Raw genomic sequence first — 19,387 nt, forward strand, 5'->3', positions numbered from 1 at the left:
TTCCGGTGCCCCGCCTTCGAGGGGCCGGACGGAAGGGGCTGGGGAGTTGCGCGGAGGACGAGTCGCCGTCGTGGGCGGGAGCATCGCGGGCTGTGCCGCCGCGTTGGCTGCGGCACGGACCGGTGCGGACGAGGTCGTGGTGTACGAGCGGGCACTCGGGCGGCTCCAGGACCGGGGTGTCGGCCTCGCCCTGCACAGTGACCGGTACGCCGAGCTGGAGGCGGCGGGCTACCTCGACGCCGGGATGCCGTGGGCGCGGATAACGCGGCGCCCCTGGGTGGTGCGCGCCGGTGCGGTGCGGGCGGGGCGCGAGATCGGCGCGCTGCCGTTCCCGTTCCGCTCGTACAACTGGGGTGCGCTCTGGCAGGAGCTGCGCAGCCGCATCCCCGCCAACGTGGACTACCGGACGGGCGCCGTCGTCGACGCGGTGCGGCCCGAGCCGGACGGCGCGGTGGTGCGGCTGGCGGACGGAAGCGAGGAGCGCTTCGACCTGGTGGTCGGCGCGGACGGCTACCGCTCGGTCGTCCGGGCCGCGATGCTGCCCGGCACCCTCGCCGAGTACGGCGGGTACCTGGCCTGGCGCGGCACCCTGCCGACCGACCAACTGCCGGGCCCGGCCGAGGCGTTCCTCGAGCACGATGCCCCGACGGTCTGCTTCCCCGGCGGCCACATGATCGTCTACCGTATCCCCGGCCCCGGCGGCCTGGGCACGGATGTGAACTGGGTCTTCTACACCACCCCACCACCCGCCGCCAACGAGCGCTTCGGCGACCCGACGACCACCCACCCCCGGGCCATCACCGAGGACCTGACGGATCATCAGAACATGGTGATGGAGCGGTGGTTCCCGCCGTTCTGGGAGGACGTCGTGCACCTCACACCGACCGCGAACACCTTCGTCCAGCCCATGTACGACATGGCCGTGCCGCACTACGCCGCCGGGCGGCTCGCCCTGCTCGGCGACGCCGCCTCGATCGCCCGCCCGAACACCGGCAGCGGCGCGGTCAAGGCCCTCCAGGACGGCGCCGCCCTCGAACGCGCCCTGCGCTCCACCGACAGCTGGGACGCCGCCCTGCGGATGTACGACGCCGAGCGTGCCCCCGTCGGCCGCGCCACCCTCGAACTCGGCCGCAGCCTGGGCAGTGCCCAGGTCCTCGACACCCCCGACTGGCCCGCCATGGACCAGTCGGCCGTCGAGGCCTGGTGGCAGGCCGCCGGCGGCGGCAACGGCTTCGGCGGGCACGCCCTACGCCGCTGACCGCTCCAGGGCTCGGACGAAGCGACGGTCGGCCGGGGTGACGTGGGCCCGGGGGCCGGCTGCGCGGAGGACGACGTCGAGGGCGCGGTCGGGGTCGGCGGCGTAGGTGTGGGCGAACCAGGGCATGTTGGCCTCGACGGCGGCCCAGCGTTCGGTGCCGGTGTCCGGGTCCTGGGTGAGGCCGACGTCGACCACCACGGCGCTGGGGAGGGTGTCCCGGTGGGCGAGGAGGAGGGCCTCGGCGAATGACCGGACGGCCTGCTCGTGCAGGTCGCCGGGCAGGGGCGCCGGGTCGAGGCGGCCGTAGCGGGCGTAGCGGCTGCCGGTGGTGACCCGGCCGTCGAGGATGAAGAGGCGGTACTCGACGGCGAAGGTCACCACGTCGGAGAGCAGCACCGGGGTGTCGGGCCCGATCCGGTCGCCGGTGCGCGGCAGGGGTGCCGTCGGCGTAGACGGCGGCGGGGAACTGCTTGTCGCTCGGCGGTTTGACGAACTGCGGGCGGCGGGCTGCCCACGCCTCCGAGAGGGTGGTGAGCACGACCCGGCGCCCGGTGAACTCCTCGGGCAGCTCGGCCAGCCAGGCGTCGGCGGGCTCCAGCAGGGCCAGCCCGAGCCGGGCGCCGAGCCGGTCCGCCGCGAGCGGGCCGCCGTACCAGTGCACGTCCCGCCCGGCGAGGGTGTCGGTGGCCGCCGGGCTGTCGAGTACGTGGTGGTCCAGGCCGCGCCGCCCGGCCGCCTCGGCGAGGAGCAGCCCGGTGCTGGTGCGCTGCGGCGTGGTGATCAGCACGGGCCGGGCGTCGGTGGGCGGGCGGTGGTCGGCCATCGTGGGGTCCTTCTGGGGCAAACGGGGCTGATGAGGCTGATAGAGCTGTCAGACGATGGTGGGTGTGCAGTGCTCCTGTCGAGCGGTCGAACGGTCGGCTGTCCGTACCGCGGTTGCCACGGCTCCACGATCACCCGTGGCCGCCGCCCGCCGCCACCGAATTCGCACAACTGCGCGCCGCCGCTGGCCCACCCGGTGGACGGTGGCGCGCGGCGGCCGGTGCGGCGCCCGGGACGGCTTCAGGGCCCGTGCCAGGGTGAGGCGGCAGAGACCCTACCCCCAAGGAGGCCACGGATGCCCGGTGTGAAGCCCATCCCGGACGGATACCCGAGGGTGTCGCCGTACCTGTTCGTCGACGGCGCCGCGGCGGCCATCGACTTCTACACCTCGGTGCTCGGCGCCACCCAGCGCGGTGACCGGATGACCGGGCCGGACGGGCGGGTCGGCCACGCGGAGCTTCAGCTCGGCGACTCGGTGATCATGCTCGCCGACGAGTACCCGGAGGTCGGCGCGCTCGGACCGAAGACGGTCGGCGGCTCGCCGGTGCTGCTGAACGTGTACGTGGCGGACGTCGACGCCGTCTTCGCGAAGGCGCTGGCCGCCGGGGCGGTCGAACTGCGGCCGCTCGCCGACCAGTTCTACGGCGACCGCAGCGGCAGCTTCGAGGACCCGTTCGGACACCGCTGGAGCGTCGCGAGCCACGTCGAGGACGTCCCGCCGGAGGAGATGGCCGCACGGGCCGCCGCCGCGATGGGCGGCAGCTGACGGCATGCCCGGCCGCGCAGTCGACGGTACGCCGGAGCCGGGTGCGGCCCGCCCGTACATGCCCGGGTACGGCATCCGGCCCGCCGGTCAGGGCACCGGCCTGCTGCCGTGGTCCTGGGCGGTGCGGCGGCTGACCGACTCGCACGACTACTGGCTGTCCACCGTCCGCCCCGACGGGCGCCCGCACGCGATGCCCGTGTGGGGCGTCTGGCTCGGCGGGGCGCTCTGGTTCAGCACCAGCCGCCGGTCGCGCAAGTACCGCAACCTGGCGGCCCGCCCGGCCTGCGTCCTGACCACCGACGACCCCCGGCAGCCCGTCGTCCTCGACGGGCCCGCCGAGGTGGTGACCGACCCGGCCGGGATCGGTGCCTTCCTGGACGCCCTCAACGCCAAGTACGCGACCGCGTACGGCCTCGACTTCCTCGACCCGGCCGTCAACGCGACCGTCCGCGTCCGGCCGGTGACGGTCTTCGGCCTGACCGACGCCGACTTCACCGGCTCCCCGACCCGTTGGACCTTCCCCTGACACCAGGGGCAGGCCTCAGGCAGGCGTCAGAGGGCAGGTCACACCGGCTTCGCCGCGCGGAGCGAGTAGACCAGCGGGACGCGCAGGCCGGGTGCGAGGCGGAAGTGGCCTCGGTCGTGCTCGTGCAGGAACTCCAGGCGCAGACCGGCGGCGGCCAGCGCGCTGACGACGTCGCCGACACCGTGCAGCCACTCGACCGTGAGGGTCGCCTCGGTCACCGCGTCCGGGTCCGCGTAGGTGCCGGGGGCGTCGACGACGATCGGGGCGCGCTCGAAGTAGTCGTGCTCGACGGTGCGGCCGTCCTCGGCGAGCAGGTCGGCGTAGGGGTGGTACTCGGCCAGGTAGAGGAATCCGCCGGGCGCGAGGAGCTCCGCCACCGTCCGGGCCCAGCGGTCGATGTCCGGGAGCCAGCAGAGCGCGCCGAAGCCGGTGTAGACGATGTCGAACGTCCGCCCGTCGAGCGCGTCGACGGCGTCGTAGACGTCGGCGGCGACGAACCGGGCCGTGTCGGCGCCGATCTTCGCGGCGAGGTCACCGGCCGCGGCGACCGCCGGCTCGGAGAAGTCGAGGCCGGTGACGACGGCTCCGCGCCGGGCCCAGGAGAGTGTGTCCAGGCCGATGTGGCACTGCAGATGGAGCAGCGACCGGCCGGAGACGTCACCGACCTCGGCGAGCTCGAAGCTCCGGAGGCTGTCCTCACCCGCGACGAAGCCGGGGAGGTCGTAGAACGGGCCGGCGACATGGACCGGGACGCGCTCGTCCCAGTTGGCGCGGTTTGCCGCGCGCCAGTCGGCGGAGTCCGGAGTGGTCGTCATGGCGGGGACGCTAGCCGGGCGCCATCCCGGCGATCAATCGAATATGACCTCTCGGCCCCGCCACTCCTCGCCCTGGAAGTGATCTGGAACACACCTGCAACATCTCCGGGTTGTCGCAGCATTAGAAGGGCATGGACCACACCTCGACCAGCGGCGCGACGGCACCAGGGCCGCTCGACTTCCTGGAGTTCGCCGCAGCGCGCGGAGGGCAGCTCTTCAAGACGGCGTACCTGCTCACCGGTGGTGACGCCCACCTCGCCGAGGACCTCGTCCAGGAGGCGCTCAGCCGGATGTACGTCCGCTGGCGGCGGCTGTCCCGGCTGGAGAATCCGGCGGGCTACGCCCAGACCGTCCTGGCCAACACCTTCCTGTCGTACCGTCGGCTCCGCCGCAACACGGAGCGGGTGACGTACGAACTCCCGGAGGTCGCCGTCAACGACGGCGACCCGGCGCTGCGGCTGACGCTGCTCCAGGCTCTGCGCGATCTCTCCCCGCAGGACCGGGCGGTGCTGGTGCTCCGGTTCTGGGAGGACCGCAGCATCGAGGAGACGGCGGCCGCCCTCCAGCTGTCCTCCACCGCGGTGCGCTCCCGCAGCCACCGTGCACTCGGGCGGATGCGCGCCCTGCTCGGCGACAGCTTCGCCGCCCAGGTCGCTCGCTGACCTCCCCACTCCCGAGAACGGTGCACAGTCATGACTTTTGAAGACGAGTTCGCCTCCGCGCTGCGGGATGCGGCGGATGTCCGGCCGATCCACCGGGCGGACGAGCTGGCCGTCGGCGCCGCGCTGCGCGGGCGGCGCAAGCGGCTGCGCAGGAACGCCGTCGCCGGTGCGGTCGCGGTGGTCGTGGTGGCGGGCGGCGCGGGCGCGATCGCGGCCCTTCCCGGCACGCGGAGCGCGACCGACCTCGCCACCCCCGCCACGCCCTCACCGTCCCCCAGCCTGACGGCCACCCCGTCGGCCACTGCCACCACACCCGCCGCGCCGGTCGGTGACGCCGAGGTGCTGAGCCTCTTCAAGTCCCTGCTCCCGGCGGGTTGGCAGCTGAGCAACCCGCAGAGCCACGGCACCGAGCCGGGCCCGAAGGAGCTCATGGGATCGACCTTCGCCGGCTTCACCGTGGACGACGGGCAGGGGAAGGGCTCCGTCATGCTGACCCTGCGCCGCGAGCCGACCCCCGTCGACATGAACGCGGACTGGGCGGGCTGCCCCGACCCCACGTACGAGCCCAACACCGTCTGCACGCACACCACCCAGCCGGACGGCTCCGGCCTCACCGTCCTGCAGCGCTACCTGCACCCCGACAAGTCGGGCGGCCTGAAGCAGTGGTACGCGATGCTGCGCCACCCCGACGGCACGCTGGTCGAACTGAACGAGTGGAACTCGCCGGACCAGGCTGACTACCAACTCACCCGGCAAGAGCCCCCGTTGACTCCGGCGCAGCTCACCGCAGTGGTCACCGACCGGCGTTGGGCGCCCGTACTGGCCGCGATCGCCGTCCCGGGCGGCACCGGCGGCGGGGTGCACCAGCCGAAGATGGCGTTCACCGCGCCCGCCCTCGACCGGATCCTGGTGACCGCCGCGACGCTGCTGCCGGAAGGGCTGAAGCGGGCCGACACGGGCGGCGACGACACCTTCGGCGCCGCGCACTTCACCGTGGACGACGGCCACGGGAAGAGCCTGATCGAGGTCACCGTGCAGGACTGGAGCGACTTCAGGCCGGGGCAGTCGCCGGGCGCCGACATCAGCACCGAGTTCACCGATGCCGACACGCTGCCGGACGGCACCAAGGTGCTCTCCTACAGCGAGAGCGACTTCGGCGGGCACAAGGGCATCGTCCGCAACGGCGTCGACATCCTGCGGCCGGACAAGCTGCGGGTGCTGGTGCACTCGTTCAACGCCGAGTCACCGGCGGGCCAACCGACCCGGAAGGACCCGGCGCTGACCCTGAGCCAGCTCAAGGCCCTGGCCACCAGCCCGAGTTGGCGCGGGCCGGCCAAGTAGACCACCCCTCTGGCCAGGTCCTCCCGCACGAGGGGAGGGGAGGACCTGGCCGGCGGGGTCTAACCGTCAACTCATCGACCCGTCAACCCGTCGCAGTGGCCGGCTCGGCGACCGTACCGGCCGCCGGGCGAGTGACGGCCGAGACCGCGAACAGCACCACCAGGTTGACCAGCAGCGCGACGACCCCCACGTTGAGGTCCTTCACCGGCTGGGGCAGGCCGGGCAGCAGATCGGCGACGGTGGTGCCGGTGAGCGTGACCACCGCGACGGTGGTGACACCCGCGACGATCCCGGCCGCCGCACCCTGCTTGGTGATCCGGCGACGGGCCGGCAGGCTGAGCAGCAGGGCCGGGAAGAGCTGGGTCACCAGCGAGTAGCCCATCAGCAGCAGGTTCACCAGCGTGCTGCCACCGTTGAAGGCGAAGAACAGGGCCACCGCCGCGATCACCGGCACCAGCAGCTTCGCGGCCCGCCGCACCGCCCGGTCCGAGGCCTCCGGCCGGGCGAGCCGGTAGACGTTCTGCGCCAGCGTGGTGGCCGAGGTCGTCAGCAACAGCGAGCCGGGCACCAGCGCCGTCAGCAGCCCCACCCCGCCGACCAGGCCGACGAACCACGGGTCGAAGGTCCTGACGGTCACCTTGAGCAGCGATAGGTCGGCGTCCGCCCCCTTCAGGCCCGGCACGGCGACGAGCGCCGCGAATCCGGCGAAGTAGACGAACAGCACCATCAGTTGGTAGAGCGGCATGAAGACGGCGCTGCGCCGGAAGGTCCTCGGGTCCTTGGCGCTGTAGGTCGCGCCGAAGGTGTGCGGCCACATGTAGAAGCCCAGCGCGGTGAGCAGCACCGTCGAGACGAACCACGCCGGGCTCTGCCCGCTGCGCCGCAGGGTCAGGAAGCCCGGGTGGGCGGCGTCGACGGAGTGGAACATCGCGCCGATGCCCCCGGAGTAGTGCAGCGGCAGGTAGATCCCGAGGAAGACCACGACGCCGACGATCAACACGTCCTTGACCACCGAGACCCAGGCGGAGCCGTGGATGCCGGAGAGGACGACGTAGCCGGTCAGGGCGACGGTGCCGACGACGACCGCGACGTGCGAGGAGACGTGCCCGTACGAGGAGGCCGAGACGATGATCCCCAGGCCGGTGAGCTGGAGCACCAGGTACGGCACCATGGCCACCACCCCGACCAGGGCGACCAGCACGCCGAGCCCCGGACTGTCGAACTTCCGGACGAAGAAGTCCGACTGGGAGACCAGCCGGTGCTCCTTCCCGTACCGCCAGACCGCGGGCAGCAGCCAGTACGAGAGCACGTACGCCAGCGCGGCGTAGCCGAGGATGTAAAGGGCCGGGCCGCCCTTCCCGTATGCCCAGCCGGAGGCGCCGAGGAAGGTGAAGGTGGTGTAGATCTCGCCTGCCAGCAGCAGGAAGACGAAGACCGAGCCGAAGCCCCGGCCGCCGACCGACCACTCCTCCAGGCTCATGTCGCGCCCTCGGCGGGCCCGCACGCCGAGGGCGACGGCGAGTAGCAGGAAGGCGGCGATGACGAGCAGCGCGGTCACGGCGACACCCTCCCCGGCCCGTCCGGCTCCCGGTTGGCCGGGTCCAGCCGGTAGACCACCGCCATCACGGCGGAGGTCAGTACGAGCCACAGGACTGACCAGAACAGGATGAACGGCATCCCGAGGACGTACGGCGTGACGCGGTTGACGAAGAAGATCCCGCCGAGTATCCCGACGAACGGGACGGCGCCGAGCAGTGGGAGCAGCACCCCCTTCGTTCTGGTGGGGCCGGAGGTGGGGGCTGGGCTCATCTGGAATCCCGTGGACTGGCAGGACCGCATGGCGGAGGACATGCCAAGACCTACCCACCGGAGACCGCAGCTCATGCGGCCACTTCCGGCTTGTCGGGCTCAGCCGCCTTCCTCGCCCTCCAGCCCTTCGAGGCCCTCGGCCTCGGCGGCGAAGCGCTTGAGCACGGCCGGGCCGAGGAAGGGGATCACCGCGCCGCAGTCCCGGCACGCCCGCGCGTAGTAGGCGTCGTACTGCGGGCGGGCACTGAGCAACTTCGGCCGGGGAAAGCGCAGCCGGAGGTACCGCTGGTCACCCGGCCGGTTGCCGGAGGTCAGCTCCCCCAGCGGGCCGAGCCGCTCGGACCCGCACACTCCACATCGCATGCGGCGAGACTACTGACCGGTCGTCATATCTTCCAGAGCTCCGGCGCACCGACTTCTGTCATCATTCGGACACCCGGACGGGTTCACAGTTCCACCACGCCATCTTGAACTGACGTCCTCAACAACCATTGTGGCTCCGCATGTTCGAAGGTAGAGTCCCGGTTCGCCGAGCACGGACAGGCGCTCGCAAAACATTGCTTGGGGCGGCCATGTCAAGAAACCCCGGCGTCAACGCGGTCGCATCCGACCTGCTTGACGTATTCACGGAAATTGCTCTTCACTATCCGGATCGTCCGGCAATTGCCCACCACGGGCAGACTCTGACGTATCGTCAGCTCACCGAGCTGGCAAACGGGCTGGCCGGACGCCTGGGCACGGCCCCCGGCGTGGTCGCCGTACGGGCGGTGCACACGCCGGAAACGGTGGTCGGGCTCCTCGGGGTGCTCGCCGCCGGCGGCGTCTACTGCCCCGTCGACCCGGCATTCCCGCTGCAGCGCCGACAGGCGATGCTGTCGGCCACGGGATGCCGGACAACAGTGAGCCCCGAAGGGAATCCGGAGCCGATTCCCGGCGCGAATCCCGGCGCGATTCCAGCCCCGAATCCGGCTTCGAATCCCACCCCGAATCCCGACGACCCGGCCTACATTCTCTTCACCTCGGGCTCCACCGGGCAGCCCAAGCCAGTCGTCACACCACGCCGCGCCGTCTCCGCCGCCGTGCGTTCGCTGCGCGAGCTGTTCGGGCTGACACCGGACGACCGGGTGCTCCAGTTCGCCTCGCTCAACTGGGACACCTGCTTCGAGGAGATCCTGCCGACGCTCACCGCCGGAGCCGCCCTCGTCATCGACGCCGAGGCGCACTCCGGGTCCTTCCCCCGCTTCCTGCGGATGGTCGAACGGGAGCGCGTCACCGTCCTCGACCTGCCGACCGCCTTCTGGCACGAGCTCGTGCTCCACCTCGCCGAGGACGGGCTCGGCCTGCCCGACTGCGTCCGGCTGCTGGTGATCGGCGGCGAGGCGGCGAGCCCGGCGCGGCTGGCCGACTGGAGCAGACTGGACACCGGGCACATCCGCCTGCTCAACACCTACGGGTGCACCGAGACGACACTGATCACCCACGCGGTCGACCTGCACGGCCCGCAGGCCCTCCCCCGGACGACCGGATGGAGTGCCGACACTCCGGCGCCGATCGGCCGGGCCCTGCCGCACGTCGTCCAACAGATCAGCGACCAGGGCGAGTTGCTGATCGGCGGGCCCGCCGTCGCACTCGGCTACCTGGGCCTGCCGGAGGCCACCGAGGCCCGGTTCACCGTCGTCGACGGCGAGCGGTGCTTCCGCACCGGCGACCGGGTGAGCAGTTCGCCGGACGGCGTCCTCACCCACCGGGGCCGGCTCGACGGCGAGATCAAGGTGCGCGGCATCCGGGTGGACCCGGCCGAGGTCGAGGCCCACATCGCGGCGCACCCCGAGGTCAGCGCGGTGGCGGTGGCCGGAGCGATGCTGGCCGGACGGTCCGCACTGGTCGCGTACGTGGTGCCACGGGCCCCGGCGACGGCAACGACCCTGCCGGCCGAGGTGCTCACCCACCTGCGCGGCCGGGTGCCCGGCCACCTGGTGCCGAGCCGGATAGCCGTCGTCCCGCAACTCGTGCTCACCGCGAGCGGAAAGGTCGACCGGGCGGGCACGCACCGGCGGCACACCCCCCACGGTCAGGTCGGACACTTTCAGGTCAAAGGAGACCTTCGATGAGCGTTGACACCACCACCCCCACCACCACCGAAGCCGTGGTGGCGGTCTTCCGACGCGTGCTGGAGAGCGACGACGTCACGGCGGACTCCGACTTCTTCCTGCTGGGCGGCGACTCGCTGCTCGCCACCAGGGTGCTGAGTGCGATCGCGCGCGGCCACGGCGTCGAGCTCACCTTCGAGGACTTCGTACTCGCCCCCACCCCGCAGGGGCTCGCCGAGCTGATCGCGGCCGCCAGATGAGCGGGCAGGACAGCGACGGCGGCGGCAGAGGCAGCGACGTCAGCGGCGGCGTCAGCAGCGCCGTCGTGGTCGGCGCGGGGCTGGCCGGGCTGACCACTGCGGCGGGGCTGGCGGCCGCTGGCATCGCGGTCACCGTGCTGGAGGCCCGGGACAGAGTCGGCGGCCGGACGCACGGGCTCCAGGTCGCCCCCGGGAGCTGGGTCGATGCCGGAGCCGCCTACCTCGGCGATCGTCACACCGAACTGCTCGAGATGGCCTCCGGGTTGGGGCTCAAGACCACGCCGACCACGATGCTCGGCGCCAGCCGCTTCGCACTCGGCACCGAGGACACCACCCGGGACGGGCGGTTCCCGCCGCTCAACGCCGTGGCCCTCGGTGACATGTTCGAGCTGCTGGACGAACTGACCGCCGCCGTCCGGCCGGACGCGCCGTGGCTGACCCCGGACGCCGAGCGGCTGGACACCCTGACCGCCGCCGAGTGGGCCGACCAGCACCTGACCCACCCGGACGCCCGGCTCTTCTTCCCGCTCTTCCTCGGCGAGATGATGGCCGCCGACCCGGCCGACGTCTCCGTCCTGCACCTGGCGTTCTACCTGCGCTCGGGCGGCGGCATCCGCTATCTCAACGCCTTCGAGGGCGGCGCCCAGCAGGACCGGATCGCCGACGGCGCGCACCAGCTGTGCGAACGGCTCGTGGAGCTGCCCGGCGTCCAACTCCAGCTCGGTGAAGCAGTTCTGGCGGTTCACCAGGACGAGTCCGGCGTGACCGTGCACTCGACGGGCGGCACCCACCGGGCCGACGTCGCGGTAGTGGCGCTGCCGCCGCTGCTGGCCGACGCCGTCGAGTACCGGCCGGAGCTGCCCGCCCGACGGGCCGGCGGCCGGACGGCCCGTGGCTGCGCGGTCAAGGTGCAGCTGGTCTACCCCGAGCCGCTCTGGCGCTCGCACGGCCTCTCCGGCTGGTCGGTCAACGCCGAGGGCCCGCTGCTCTCCACCGTGGACGACTCCCCCGCCGGGGGCACGGTCGGCGTGCTGACCGGCTTCGTCACGGGCTCCGAGGCCCACCGGTACGGCGCACTGGCGCCGGAGCAGCAGCGCGCCGCAGCGGTCGAGCAGGCCGCCCGGCTGTTCCCGATGCTCCCGGAGCCGATCGGCTTCCACCTCACCGACTGGGTCAACGAGCAGTACAGCAAGGGCTGTTACGCCGCGCTCCTCGGTCCGGGCGACTGGCTCCGGCTCGGCCCGACGCTGACCACCCCGCACCGGCGGGTGCACTGGGCGGGCACCGAGACGAGCACCGAGTACTTCGGCCTGATGGAGGGCGCGATTCGCTCCGGCCGCCGCGCCGCCGCCGAGGTCCTCGCCCGCCACTGAACCCGGCCCGCCGCTGTCCGGGCCCGCCCCCACATCCCGCCCCCACATCCCGTACGCCGCCAGACCACCCCCACCCCCCGCACCGCACCACCAGTCCGCCCCTGGGAGACCGCCATGAGCGTCCGGAGTTCCGTCGCACCCCTCGCCGCAAGACAGCAGCTGATGACCGAGCCCTCCCTCGGGGCCGGCAACTTCCTGGACCACGCCATCGCGGTCAACCCCAACCGCGCGGTGCCGTTCGCGTTCAGCCACTACACCGACCACCGTGGCGGCGTCGTGCTGCGCGGCCACAGCCTGCTCGACCTCGCCCTGCTGCGCGACCACTACGCCAAGTGGTACTGGGCGAACGGCGTGCGGCCGGGCGAGCCGGTCGGGGTGGTGGTCGGCGAGGGTCTGGAGCCGCTGCTGCACTTCTTCGCCCTCACCGCGCTCGGCGCCGTCCCGGCCCTGGTCAACGACGCCATGCGGCACGACGTCATGGTCCGCTACCTCAACCACGTCGGCGTGGTCGGTGTCGTCGCGGACGACCCGACCCGGCTCGCCTCGGCCTACCGCGACACCCCGCAGCACCGGCCCCGCTTCATCGCGATGGCGGCCGAGATCCGGGCCTTCGAGGCCGGGTCGGCGCAGCTCCCCGAGGCGTACCCGTACCGGCACGCGGCCGACGACGTGGTCGCGCTGATCCACTCCTCGGGCACCACCGGCACCCCGAAGTCGACCATGCTGGCGCACCGCCAGTTCTGGGACGGCAAGCAGCCGCGGATGGAGCGCTTCCCCGCCGAGCCGTACGACCGGCTGATGTCGCTGATGCCGCACACCCACGCGGGCGGCCTCAGCTACTTCCTCACCGCGACCCTGCTCGGCCTGCCGACCGTGGTGATGTCGGACTGGCGGCGGGCGGTCGTCGAGCCGGTGATGGAGGCCTTCCGACCCACCATGGTCGCGTCCTTCCCCCGGACGTTCGTCGAGTTGGCCACCGGTGAGCTGCCGGTCGCGGGCGCGGCCCGGGTGCACTCCTGGTTCAACACCGGGGACAGCGCGCACTACGGGCACATCCGCCGCCTGGTGCAGCTCGGAGAGCGGCCGGCCGGGCTGATCGAGCCCTGGCTGCTGCCTCAGCAGAAGGCCGAGCGGCCCGCCCTGCCGGGCTCGCAGTTCATCGACGGCCTGGGCTCCTCCGAGATGGGCATGGCGCTGTTCGGCCAGGTCACCACCCCGGAGAGCGCCCGCGACGACCGCTGCGTCGGCAAACCGCTCGACGTGGTGCTCAAGGCGGCGGTGTTGGACGAGGACGGCAACGAACTCCCGGACGGCGCCGTCGGGTTGCTCGGCGTCGTCACCCCGTCCCGGACGCCCGGGTACTGGAACGATCCCAAGCTCACCGGCAGCTTCGAGCTGGCCGGGTACTGGCTCACCGGCGACCTGGCCCGGCGCGACGCCGAGGGCCGGTTCTACCACCTCGACCGCACCGTGGACGTCATCGACACCGCGAGCGGCCCGGTCCACAGCCTGCCGATCGAGGAGGTGTTGCTGGCCGACTGCGCCGACCTGGTGCAGGACTGCTCGGTGATCGGCGTGCCGGGGACGGCCGGCGACGGCCAACTCCCGCTCGCCGTCGTCCGGTTGCAGGCCGACGCGGCCGGGAGCAGCGCCGAGGAGATCCAGCAGGCCGCCAACAAGGCGCTGGCCGACGCCGGTCTGGCCGCGCTCGCCGCCGTGAGCATCGCCCGTACGCCGGAGGACTACCCGCTCGGGCCGACCGGCAAGGTGCTCAAGCGTGAGCTGCGGACGCGCTTCGCCACCCTCTTCACCGGCCAGTAGCACCCGATGCTCCAGCACACGATCCGACAGCCGTACCAGTACGTGCGGACCCCGCTGGCCGAGCCGGACTGGCGGCGGCTGCCGGGCTGGCGCGACGTCACCGTGGCGCAGTGGCGGGACGCCCAGTGGCAGCGGGTGCACTGCATCAGGAACATCCGCCAGCTGCGGGCCGTCGTGGGCGGGCTGCTCACCGAGCGGTTCTACGAGGAACTCGCCGCCGACCAGGCCGACTTCGCCACGATGTCGATGCTGCTGCCGCCGCAGATGCTCAACACCATGGCGCCGTACGCCCCGACCGACCCGGCCTCCTTCACCGAGGCGTTCCTGGCCGACGCCGTCCGCCACTACATGCTGCCGGTGCGGGCCGACCGGCAGCAGCTCCGGCCGAGCCACCCGATGGCCGAGCGGGATTCGCTGCACGAGGCGGAGATGCGGGTGGTGGACGGTCTGACGCACCGTTACCCGACCAAGGTGCTGGCCGAGTTGGTCGCCACCTGCCCGCAGTACTGCGGGCACTGCACCCGGATGGACCTGGTCGGCAACTCCACCCCCCAGGTCACCAAGGCGAAGCTGCTGCTCCGGCCGGCCGACCGGCAGGAGCAGATGCTCGACTACCTCAAGCGCACCCCGGCCGTCCGTGACGTGGTGGTCTCCGGCGGCGATCTCGCCAACGTGCCCTGGCCGCAACTGGAGTCGTTCCTGCTGCGGCTGCTGGAGCTGGGGTCGATCCGCGACGTCCGGCTCGCCAGCAAAGCGGTCGTCGGCCTGCCGCAGCACTGGCTCCAGCCGCAGGTGGTCGAGGGTCTCGGCCGGGTCGCCGCCGTCGCGGCCCGTCGCTCGGTCAACCTCGCCGTGCACACCCACGCCAACCACGTGCAGTCGGTGACACCGCTGGTCGCCGAGGCGGCCCGCGCCATGCTGGACGCGGGTGTCCGGGACGTCCGCAACCAGGGCGTGCTGATGCGCGGCGTGAACGCCACCGCCGAGGACCTGCTCGATCTCTGCTTCGCCCTCCAGGGGGAGGCGAACATCCTCCCCTACTACTTCTACCTGTGCGACATGATCCCGGGCGCCGAGCACTGGCGGACCTCGGTACACGAGGCCCAGCGGCTCCAGGAGGCGATCATGGGCTACCTGCCCGGCTACGCCACGCCCCGGATCGTCTGCGACGTGCCGGACGTCGGCAAGCGCTGGGTGCACCAGGCGGTGGCCTACGACCGCGAGCGCGGCATCTCGTACTGGACGAAGAACTACCGCACCGGGCTGGACGGCGAGCCCGACGCCCCGCTCGACCGGCGGCACCCGTACTACGACCCGCTGGACACCCTGCCCGAGCCCGGCCGCCGCTGGTGGTCCGAGCAGCCCGGCCGACCGGCCGTCTGAACCCCAACCTTTCCCGCTGAAGGACCCGCCGTGACCCTCACCAACAGCGAACCACCCCCGCTGCGCCGGATGTGCTGGATCTTCCCCGACCGGGAGTCGACCCGGGCGACCGCCATGTGGGAGCACTTCTTCTGGGACCTCTACGCGGAGACCGCCGCAGGCCTGGGCATGAGCTGGACTCGGCACTCCCCCGACGCCGTGACCGTCGACGCCACCCGCCCCGGCAAGCCGCTGGTCTACGTCGACGACGAGCTGGTGACCCCGCAGGACACGCTCTTCGTCACCGCGCTCTACTCGCTGCCCTACCAGTCGATGGACATCTTCAACCAGTACGCCCTGTACGCGGTGCTCGAACAGGCGGGCTTCTACCTGCCGTTCCCGCCGCAGGTGTCGCTGATCGGCAACGACAAGCTGGCCACCCTGCTGCACTTCGGCGGCTCGCCGGTGCCCGCGATCCCGACGGTGCGGATCGGCACCGGCCGGGACGTCGGCAAGCACCTCTACGAAGTGGCGCTCGACGCCATGACCTACCCGGCGATCGTCAAGCCCTCCGGGTGGTGCGGCGGCGGCGGGATCAACCTGGCTCGCAGCCGGGAGGACATCCGGGGCCTGGCCAGCCTGGCGCAGGGCGGCGACACCACGCTCGTGGTGCAGCCCTACCTCGGGGACGGCACGGTCGACTACCGGGTGTACGTCGTCGACGGCAAGCCGTACGCCGTGATGAAGCGGACCCCGCAACCGGGCTCGCCGGTGGCCAACGCCAGCCGGGGCGGCCTGATGGAGTTCCCCGACGTCCCCGACGAACTGGCCGCCGCCACAGCCTACTTCGCCGAGCGGCTGCCGATCCCGTTCTTCTGCGTCGACTTCCTCTTCGACGGGGAGCGGTACTGGTTCTCCGAGTTGGAGCCGGACGGCGTGATCGCACCGGACTTCGACGACCCGCAGCGCACCCTCCAGCGCGACATCACCCGCGCCCGCTTCACCGCCTACCGCGACGCCCACGCCAGGTGGCTGGCCGACGGCGCCCGCCACCACCACTCAGGGACGGACCAGAGATGACCGAGCAGTTCTCGCTCCCGCCCGAGGCCGCCGCACCCCGACTCGGCGTGGCCCAGCGCACGTTGACGCGATTGCGGACCGTACCGGGGCTGGCCGCGCGCTACACCGGCCACGACACCGTCCGCACCCTCGACGAACTGGCCGCCCTGCCCCCGCTGCTGAAGGACGACCTGAACACCGCCCTGGCGCACCTGGAGCCGCAGGCCGAGCACGGTGCCACCTGGCTGTTCCAGAGCGGCGGCAGCACCGGCGCACCCAAGCTCGGCTACGCGCCCACCGGCTTCTACATGACCGGCGTGCACGCCCAGTGGCAGCCGCTCGGCCCGGCCGACGTGTTCGTCAACGCCTGGGGGGCGGGCCGGATGTGGGGCGCGCACTTCCTCGCCGCCGCCCTGGCCGACCTGTCGGGCTGCCAGGTCATCGCGCTGGGCTCGGTGACCGGCGAGGAGTACGCCGACTGGCTGGGGTTCTTCGCCGCGCGCGGGGTGACCGCGATCGGCGGCACTCCGAGCGTGCTGCGGCTCTGGTTCGCGCACGCCCGCGCCGCCGGGCTGAAGCTCCCGGCGCTGCGCAAGGTGCTCTGGCTCGGCGAGGCCTGGCAGCCCCAACTGGCCGAGGACATGGCCGTGGTGGCGCCGGACGCCCGCCGCTGGGGCATGTTCGGCAGCACCGAGACCTGGGTCGTCGGCACCAACACCCCGGCCTGCCCGGACGACACCTTCCACACCCTGCCCGAGCAGCTGGTGCACGTCGGCCCCGACGACCTGCTGGACTTCACCACGCTCAACCCCGAGATGCTCAACCCGGTGCTGCGCTACCGCACCGGCGACGCCGGGCGGATCACCGACTGCCCCTGCGGGCGGCCCGGCCGAGCCATGCAGGTGCTCGGCCGCCGGGACAACGTCGTGCAGGTGCGCGGCCTCGGCCTGCACGTGGACGAGATCGTCGCGCAGCTGGAGCGGGAGCCCGGCATCTCCCGGGCGCAGATCGTGATCACCGAGCAGCAGGGCCGCGCCACCGGCGTGGACGTCCTGCTGCTGACCGACCCGACCGGGCTGGGCACCGCCGTGGACGCCGACCGGCTGCGCGCCGAGCTGTTGAGCGCGACGTTCACCCTCAGCACCGGCTTCCAGCACGACCCGCAGGCCGTCCGAGTGCGGAAGGTCCCGGCACTGGTCAGCAACGACCGCACCGGCAAGACGGCCAACTTCGTCGTACGGGAGGAGTCTTGAAGGCGCTCCGACCGGCCTCGCTCGGCGGCAGGTTCAACCTGTTCTGGCTCGGCCAGACGGTCAGCACGGTCGGCGACCGGGTCACGGTCTTCGTGGTGCCGACCCTGATGATCTTCGTGCTGCACGCGAGCGCCCTCCAGGTGGGCGTGGTGGCGATGGCCCAGTACCTGGGCATCCCCCTGCTCGGGCCGGTCGCGGGGGTGCTGGTCGACCACTGGGACAAGCGCTGGACGATGCTGGTCTGCGACCTCGTCCGGCTGGTGGCGGTGGCGGTCGTCCCGCTCGCGTACTGGCAGGGCTTCCTCTCCACGCCGCTGCTGGTCGGCTGCGTGGCGGTGATCAGCAGCGCGACGATCTTCTTCAACGTCGGGTACCTGGTCGCCGTCCCCGCCGTCGTCTCCAAGGACCACCTCGTCCGCGCCTACGCCCGGCTGGAGGGCAGCGGTTCGGTGGCCGAGGTGGCCGGGCCGTCGATCGCCGCCGGGCTCTACAGCGCACTGGGCGTCGCCGCCCTGCTGGTGGACGCGGCCAGCTACCTGGTCTCGGCCCTGTGCTTCCGCGCCATGCCCGCCTGGGGCGAACGGACCGTCGTGCAGGGCTCGGTGTGGCAGCGGCTGACGCTGGGCTTCCGGCTGAACTGGGCCGATCCGGTGCTGCGCCGGGTGGTGCTGGCGGCGGTGACGCTCAACTGCGGCGGCCCGGTCTTCGTCACCGTGCTGCCCGTCCTCTCCTACCGGGGGCTCGGCCTCACCGTCGGCGTCTTCGGCGCGGCCATGTCGGTCGCGGCGGTCGGCGCACTGGCGGGGGCCGTGGTCGCCCCCAGGATCAGCCGACGCATGGGCACCGGACGGACCCTGGCGTGGTCGCTGCTGCTGCACTGCCTGGTCGGCCTGGGCGTGCTCGCCGCGCCGTCGCTGCCCGCCGGGCCGGTGATCGCCGTGACGATGGGCTGCTACGGCTTCTTCATGTCCTGCATCAACGTGTGCAGCGCCCCCACCCGGCAGTCCCGGATGTCCGCGCAGCACCAGGGCGTGATGCACGCCGCGTTCCGCACCGTCACCTGGGGCGTGATCCCGCTGGCCGCCCTGGCCGGCGGCCTGGCCGTCACCCTGCTGACCGGCCCGCTCGGCGTCCTCGACGCGGCCCGCGCCGTGATGGCGGGCGGCACCCTGCTGGCGGCCTGCTCCTTCCTCCCGGCGCTGCGGATCCAGTCACTGCTGGACGCCGCCGACCGCAAGGATCCCCAAGTGCCGAGCACGGCCCCTGCGTTGACAGAAACCGCGTCATGACGGCGGGCCACCGGACGGTGCTGATCACCGGGACCTCCTCCGGCATCGGCCTGGCCACCGCCGTCGCCGCCGCGAAGGCCGGCTACACCACGGTCGCGACCATGCGCGTGCCCGGCCGGGCCGAGGCGCTGCTCGACGCGGCCGGGCACGCCGGAGTCACCGTGGACGTGCGCCGCCTCGACGTCACCGACCCCGACTCCGTCACGGACTGCCTCGCCGGCGTCGAGCACACGTACGGCCGGCTGGACGCGCTGGTCAACAACGCCGGGATCTCCAACTCCGACCCCACCATGGAGATGTCGACGACGGCCGCGCTGCGGGCCAATCTGGAGGTCAACTTCTTCGGCGTCGTCGCCGTCAGCCGGGCCGCGATGCCGCTGCTGCGGGCCTGCCGGGGCCGCCTGGTGACCATCGGCAGCGTGCACGGCGTCGTTGGCCAGCCGTTCAACGAGGCCTACTGCGCGGCGAAGTTCGCCGTCGAGGGGTTCATGGAGAGCCTCGCGCCGGTCGCCGGGGCGCACGGCGTCCAGGTGTCGGTGGTGGTGCCCGGCTACGTACCGGACACCTCCTTCGGCGTCTTCCCCGACATCGACCGGACGACCATCAAGGCCGCCTCCGGCCCGTACGCGGACACCTTCGCCGACTACCTCGGCTGGATCGGAAGCCAGGGCTGGGAGGCCGCCGGGCAGCCCGCCCGGGAGGTCGCCGAGGTCGTGCTGCGGACGCTCGCCGCCGACCGGCCGCCGTTCCGCGTCCCGGCGAACGCCTGGGCCGCCGACTACCTGGCCCACAAGCTCACCGACCGCGACGGCTCGACCGTGCAGACCCTCGCCCGCACCTGGATCGGCCGCCCGCCGACCACCCCCTAGCCGCGCCGCGCC

Annotated in this window: 19 protein-coding genes and 1 pseudogene; 14 read left to right on the top strand and 6 right to left on the bottom strand. The window is 72.5% G+C overall.

Going from position 1 to position 19,387, the window contains the following annotated elements; all coding sequences use genetic code 11:
* The first annotated feature begins 46 nt into the window (after positions 1–46).
* Entirely contained in the window at positions 47–1,258 is a 1,212-nt protein-coding gene (locus ACR68M_RS06575) for an FAD-dependent monooxygenase (RefSeq protein ID WP_441249480.1), read from the top strand.
* Here ACR68M_RS06575 and ACR68M_RS06580 read toward each other — a convergent pair.
* On the bottom strand, positions 1,247–1,654 hold the full coding sequence (locus ACR68M_RS06580; protein WP_441249481.1) for an ATP-grasp domain-containing protein: 408 nt from the start codon (positions 1,652–1,654) through the stop codon (positions 1,247–1,249). The two genes, ACR68M_RS06575 and ACR68M_RS06580, sit on opposite strands and share 12 nt — an antisense overlap.
* 97 nt (positions 1,655–1,751) lie before the next feature.
* A pseudogene (locus ACR68M_RS06585) lies at positions 1,752–2,081 on the bottom strand (hypothetical protein); the annotation flags it as partial.
* 294 nt (positions 2,082–2,375) lie between these two features.
* Here ACR68M_RS06585 and ACR68M_RS06590 point away from each other — a divergent pair.
* A complete protein-coding gene (locus ACR68M_RS06590; protein WP_441249482.1) occupies positions 2,376–2,846 on the top strand; it encodes a VOC family protein in 471 nt (156 codons plus the stop codon).
* 4 nt (positions 2,847–2,850) lie between these two features.
* Positions 2,851–3,372: a PPOX class F420-dependent oxidoreductase gene (locus ACR68M_RS06595; RefSeq protein ID WP_441249483.1), complete on the top strand. Its 522-nt coding sequence runs from the start codon at positions 2,851–2,853 to the stop codon at positions 3,370–3,372.
* A gap of 38 nt (positions 3,373–3,410) precedes the next feature.
* On the opposite strand, the gene ACR68M_RS06600 is transcribed toward ACR68M_RS06595, so the two are convergent.
* Positions 3,411–4,187, bottom strand: a complete 777-nt coding sequence (locus ACR68M_RS06600; RefSeq protein ID WP_441249484.1) for a class I SAM-dependent methyltransferase — start codon at positions 4,185–4,187, stop codon at positions 3,411–3,413.
* 131 nt (positions 4,188–4,318) lie between these two features.
* Between ACR68M_RS06600 and ACR68M_RS06605 the strand changes: the two genes are divergently transcribed.
* Positions 4,319–4,849 carry a SigE family RNA polymerase sigma factor gene (locus ACR68M_RS06605; protein ID WP_441249485.1) on the top strand — a complete coding sequence of 177 codons (531 nt, stop codon included), beginning with the start codon at positions 4,319–4,321 and terminating at the stop codon, positions 4,847–4,849.
* Positions 4,850–4,879: 30 nt separating this feature from the next.
* A complete protein-coding gene (locus ACR68M_RS06610; protein ID WP_441249486.1) occupies positions 4,880–6,190 on the top strand; it encodes a hypothetical protein in 1,311 nt (436 codons plus the stop codon).
* 82 nt (positions 6,191–6,272) lie between these two features.
* Here ACR68M_RS06610 and ACR68M_RS06615 read toward each other — a convergent pair whose 3' ends face one another.
* From ACR68M_RS06615 to ACR68M_RS06625, 3 genes are all read right to left on the bottom strand, one after another.
* Entirely contained in the window at positions 6,273–7,748 is a 1,476-nt protein-coding gene (locus ACR68M_RS06615; protein ID WP_441249487.1) for a sodium:solute symporter family protein, read from the bottom strand.
* A complete protein-coding gene (locus tag ACR68M_RS06620) occupies positions 7,745–7,999 on the bottom strand; it encodes a DUF3311 domain-containing protein (protein ID WP_441249488.1) in 255 nt (84 codons plus the stop codon). The genes ACR68M_RS06615 and ACR68M_RS06620 overlap by 4 nt, the downstream gene beginning before the upstream one ends.
* A 99-nt stretch (positions 8,000–8,098) precedes the next feature.
* Positions 8,099–8,362, bottom strand: coding sequence for a hypothetical protein (locus ACR68M_RS06625; protein WP_441249489.1), 264 nt, complete (start codon positions 8,360–8,362; stop codon positions 8,099–8,101).
* 209 nt (positions 8,363–8,571) lie between these two features.
* On the opposite strand from ACR68M_RS06625, the gene ACR68M_RS06630 reads away from it, so the two are divergent.
* The 9 genes from ACR68M_RS06630 to ACR68M_RS06670 all read left to right on the top strand — a co-directional run bounded on the left by ACR68M_RS06630 (position 8,572) and on the right by ACR68M_RS06670 (position 19,375).
* Positions 8,572–10,110 (top strand): amino acid adenylation domain-containing protein, encoded by a 1,539-nt coding sequence (locus ACR68M_RS06630; RefSeq protein WP_441249490.1) that lies wholly within the window; start codon positions 8,572–8,574, stop codon positions 10,108–10,110.
* Complete coding sequence (locus tag ACR68M_RS06635) at positions 10,107–10,349, top strand: phosphopantetheine-binding protein (RefSeq protein WP_441249491.1); 243 nt, start codon at positions 10,107–10,109, stop codon at positions 10,347–10,349. Before ACR68M_RS06630 ends, ACR68M_RS06635 begins: the two co-directional genes overlap by 4 nt.
* Positions 10,346–11,722 carry a flavin monoamine oxidase family protein gene (locus tag ACR68M_RS06640; RefSeq protein ID WP_441249492.1) on the top strand — a complete coding sequence of 459 codons (1,377 nt, stop codon included), beginning with the start codon at positions 10,346–10,348 and terminating at the stop codon, positions 11,720–11,722. The genes ACR68M_RS06635 and ACR68M_RS06640 overlap by 4 nt, the downstream gene beginning before the upstream one ends.
* A 114-nt stretch (positions 11,723–11,836) precedes the next feature.
* A complete protein-coding gene (locus ACR68M_RS06645) occupies positions 11,837–13,543 on the top strand; it encodes a class I adenylate-forming enzyme family protein (RefSeq protein ID WP_441249493.1) in 1,707 nt (568 codons plus the stop codon).
* 6 nt (positions 13,544–13,549) lie between these two features.
* Positions 13,550–14,926 (top strand): KamA family radical SAM protein, encoded by a 1,377-nt coding sequence (locus ACR68M_RS06650; protein ID WP_441249494.1) that lies wholly within the window; start codon positions 13,550–13,552, stop codon positions 14,924–14,926.
* A gap of 30 nt (positions 14,927–14,956) precedes the next feature.
* Positions 14,957–15,985: an ATP-grasp domain-containing protein gene (locus ACR68M_RS06655; RefSeq protein WP_441249495.1), complete on the top strand. Its 1,029-nt coding sequence runs from the start codon at positions 14,957–14,959 to the stop codon at positions 15,983–15,985.
* Entirely contained in the window at positions 15,982–17,217 is a 1,236-nt protein-coding gene (locus tag ACR68M_RS06660; RefSeq protein WP_441249496.1) for a phenylacetate--CoA ligase family protein, read from the top strand. Before ACR68M_RS06655 ends, ACR68M_RS06660 begins: the two co-directional genes overlap by 4 nt.
* Positions 17,214–18,506 (top strand): MFS transporter, encoded by a 1,293-nt coding sequence (locus tag ACR68M_RS06665; RefSeq protein WP_441249497.1) that lies wholly within the window; start codon positions 17,214–17,216, stop codon positions 18,504–18,506. Before ACR68M_RS06660 ends, ACR68M_RS06665 begins: the two co-directional genes overlap by 4 nt.
* Positions 18,503–19,375 (top strand): SDR family NAD(P)-dependent oxidoreductase, encoded by an 873-nt coding sequence (locus tag ACR68M_RS06670; RefSeq protein ID WP_441249498.1) that lies wholly within the window; start codon positions 18,503–18,505, stop codon positions 19,373–19,375. Before ACR68M_RS06665 ends, ACR68M_RS06670 begins: the two co-directional genes overlap by 4 nt.
* Positions 19,376–19,387: the final 12 nt, after the last annotated feature.

It is taken from the genome of Kitasatospora sp. McL0602 (genome assembly GCF_052076145.1).
In the GTDB taxonomy this organism is placed as follows: domain Bacteria; phylum Actinomycetota; class Actinomycetes; order Streptomycetales; family Streptomycetaceae; genus Kitasatospora.

Coding starts and splice junctions, on each gene's coding strand:
- ACR68M_RS06650 (WP_441249494.1), top strand. CDS start 13,550: ATGCTCCAGCACACGATCCGACAGCCGTACCAGTACGTGCGGACCCCG.
- ACR68M_RS06610 (WP_441249486.1), top strand. CDS start 4,880: ATGACTTTTGAAGACGAGTTCGCCTCCGCGCTGCGGGATGCGGCGGAT.
- ACR68M_RS06590 (WP_441249482.1), top strand. CDS start 2,376: ATGCCCGGTGTGAAGCCCATCCCGGACGGATACCCGAGGGTGTCGCCG.
- ACR68M_RS06600 (WP_441249484.1), bottom strand. CDS start 4,187: ATGACGACCACTCCGGACTCCGCCGACTGGCGCGCGGCAAACCGCGCC.
- ACR68M_RS06625 (WP_441249489.1), bottom strand. CDS start 8,362: ATGCGATGTGGAGTGTGCGGGTCCGAGCGGCTCGGCCCGCTGGGGGAG.
- ACR68M_RS06605 (WP_441249485.1), top strand. CDS start 4,319: ATGGACCACACCTCGACCAGCGGCGCGACGGCACCAGGGCCGCTCGAC.
- ACR68M_RS06595 (WP_441249483.1), top strand. CDS start 2,851: ATGCCCGGCCGCGCAGTCGACGGTACGCCGGAGCCGGGTGCGGCCCGC.
- ACR68M_RS06620 (WP_441249488.1), bottom strand. CDS start 7,999: ATGAGCCCAGCCCCCACCTCCGGCCCCACCAGAACGAAGGGGGTGCTG.
- ACR68M_RS06670 (WP_441249498.1), top strand. CDS start 18,503: ATGACGGCGGGCCACCGGACGGTGCTGATCACCGGGACCTCCTCCGGC.
- ACR68M_RS06635 (WP_441249491.1), top strand. CDS start 10,107: ATGAGCGTTGACACCACCACCCCCACCACCACCGAAGCCGTGGTGGCG.
- ACR68M_RS06645 (WP_441249493.1), top strand. CDS start 11,837: ATGAGCGTCCGGAGTTCCGTCGCACCCCTCGCCGCAAGACAGCAGCTG.
- ACR68M_RS06630 (WP_441249490.1), top strand. CDS start 8,572: ATGTCAAGAAACCCCGGCGTCAACGCGGTCGCATCCGACCTGCTTGAC.
- ACR68M_RS06660 (WP_441249496.1), top strand. CDS start 15,982: ATGACCGAGCAGTTCTCGCTCCCGCCCGAGGCCGCCGCACCCCGACTC.
- ACR68M_RS06640 (WP_441249492.1), top strand. CDS start 10,346: ATGAGCGGGCAGGACAGCGACGGCGGCGGCAGAGGCAGCGACGTCAGC.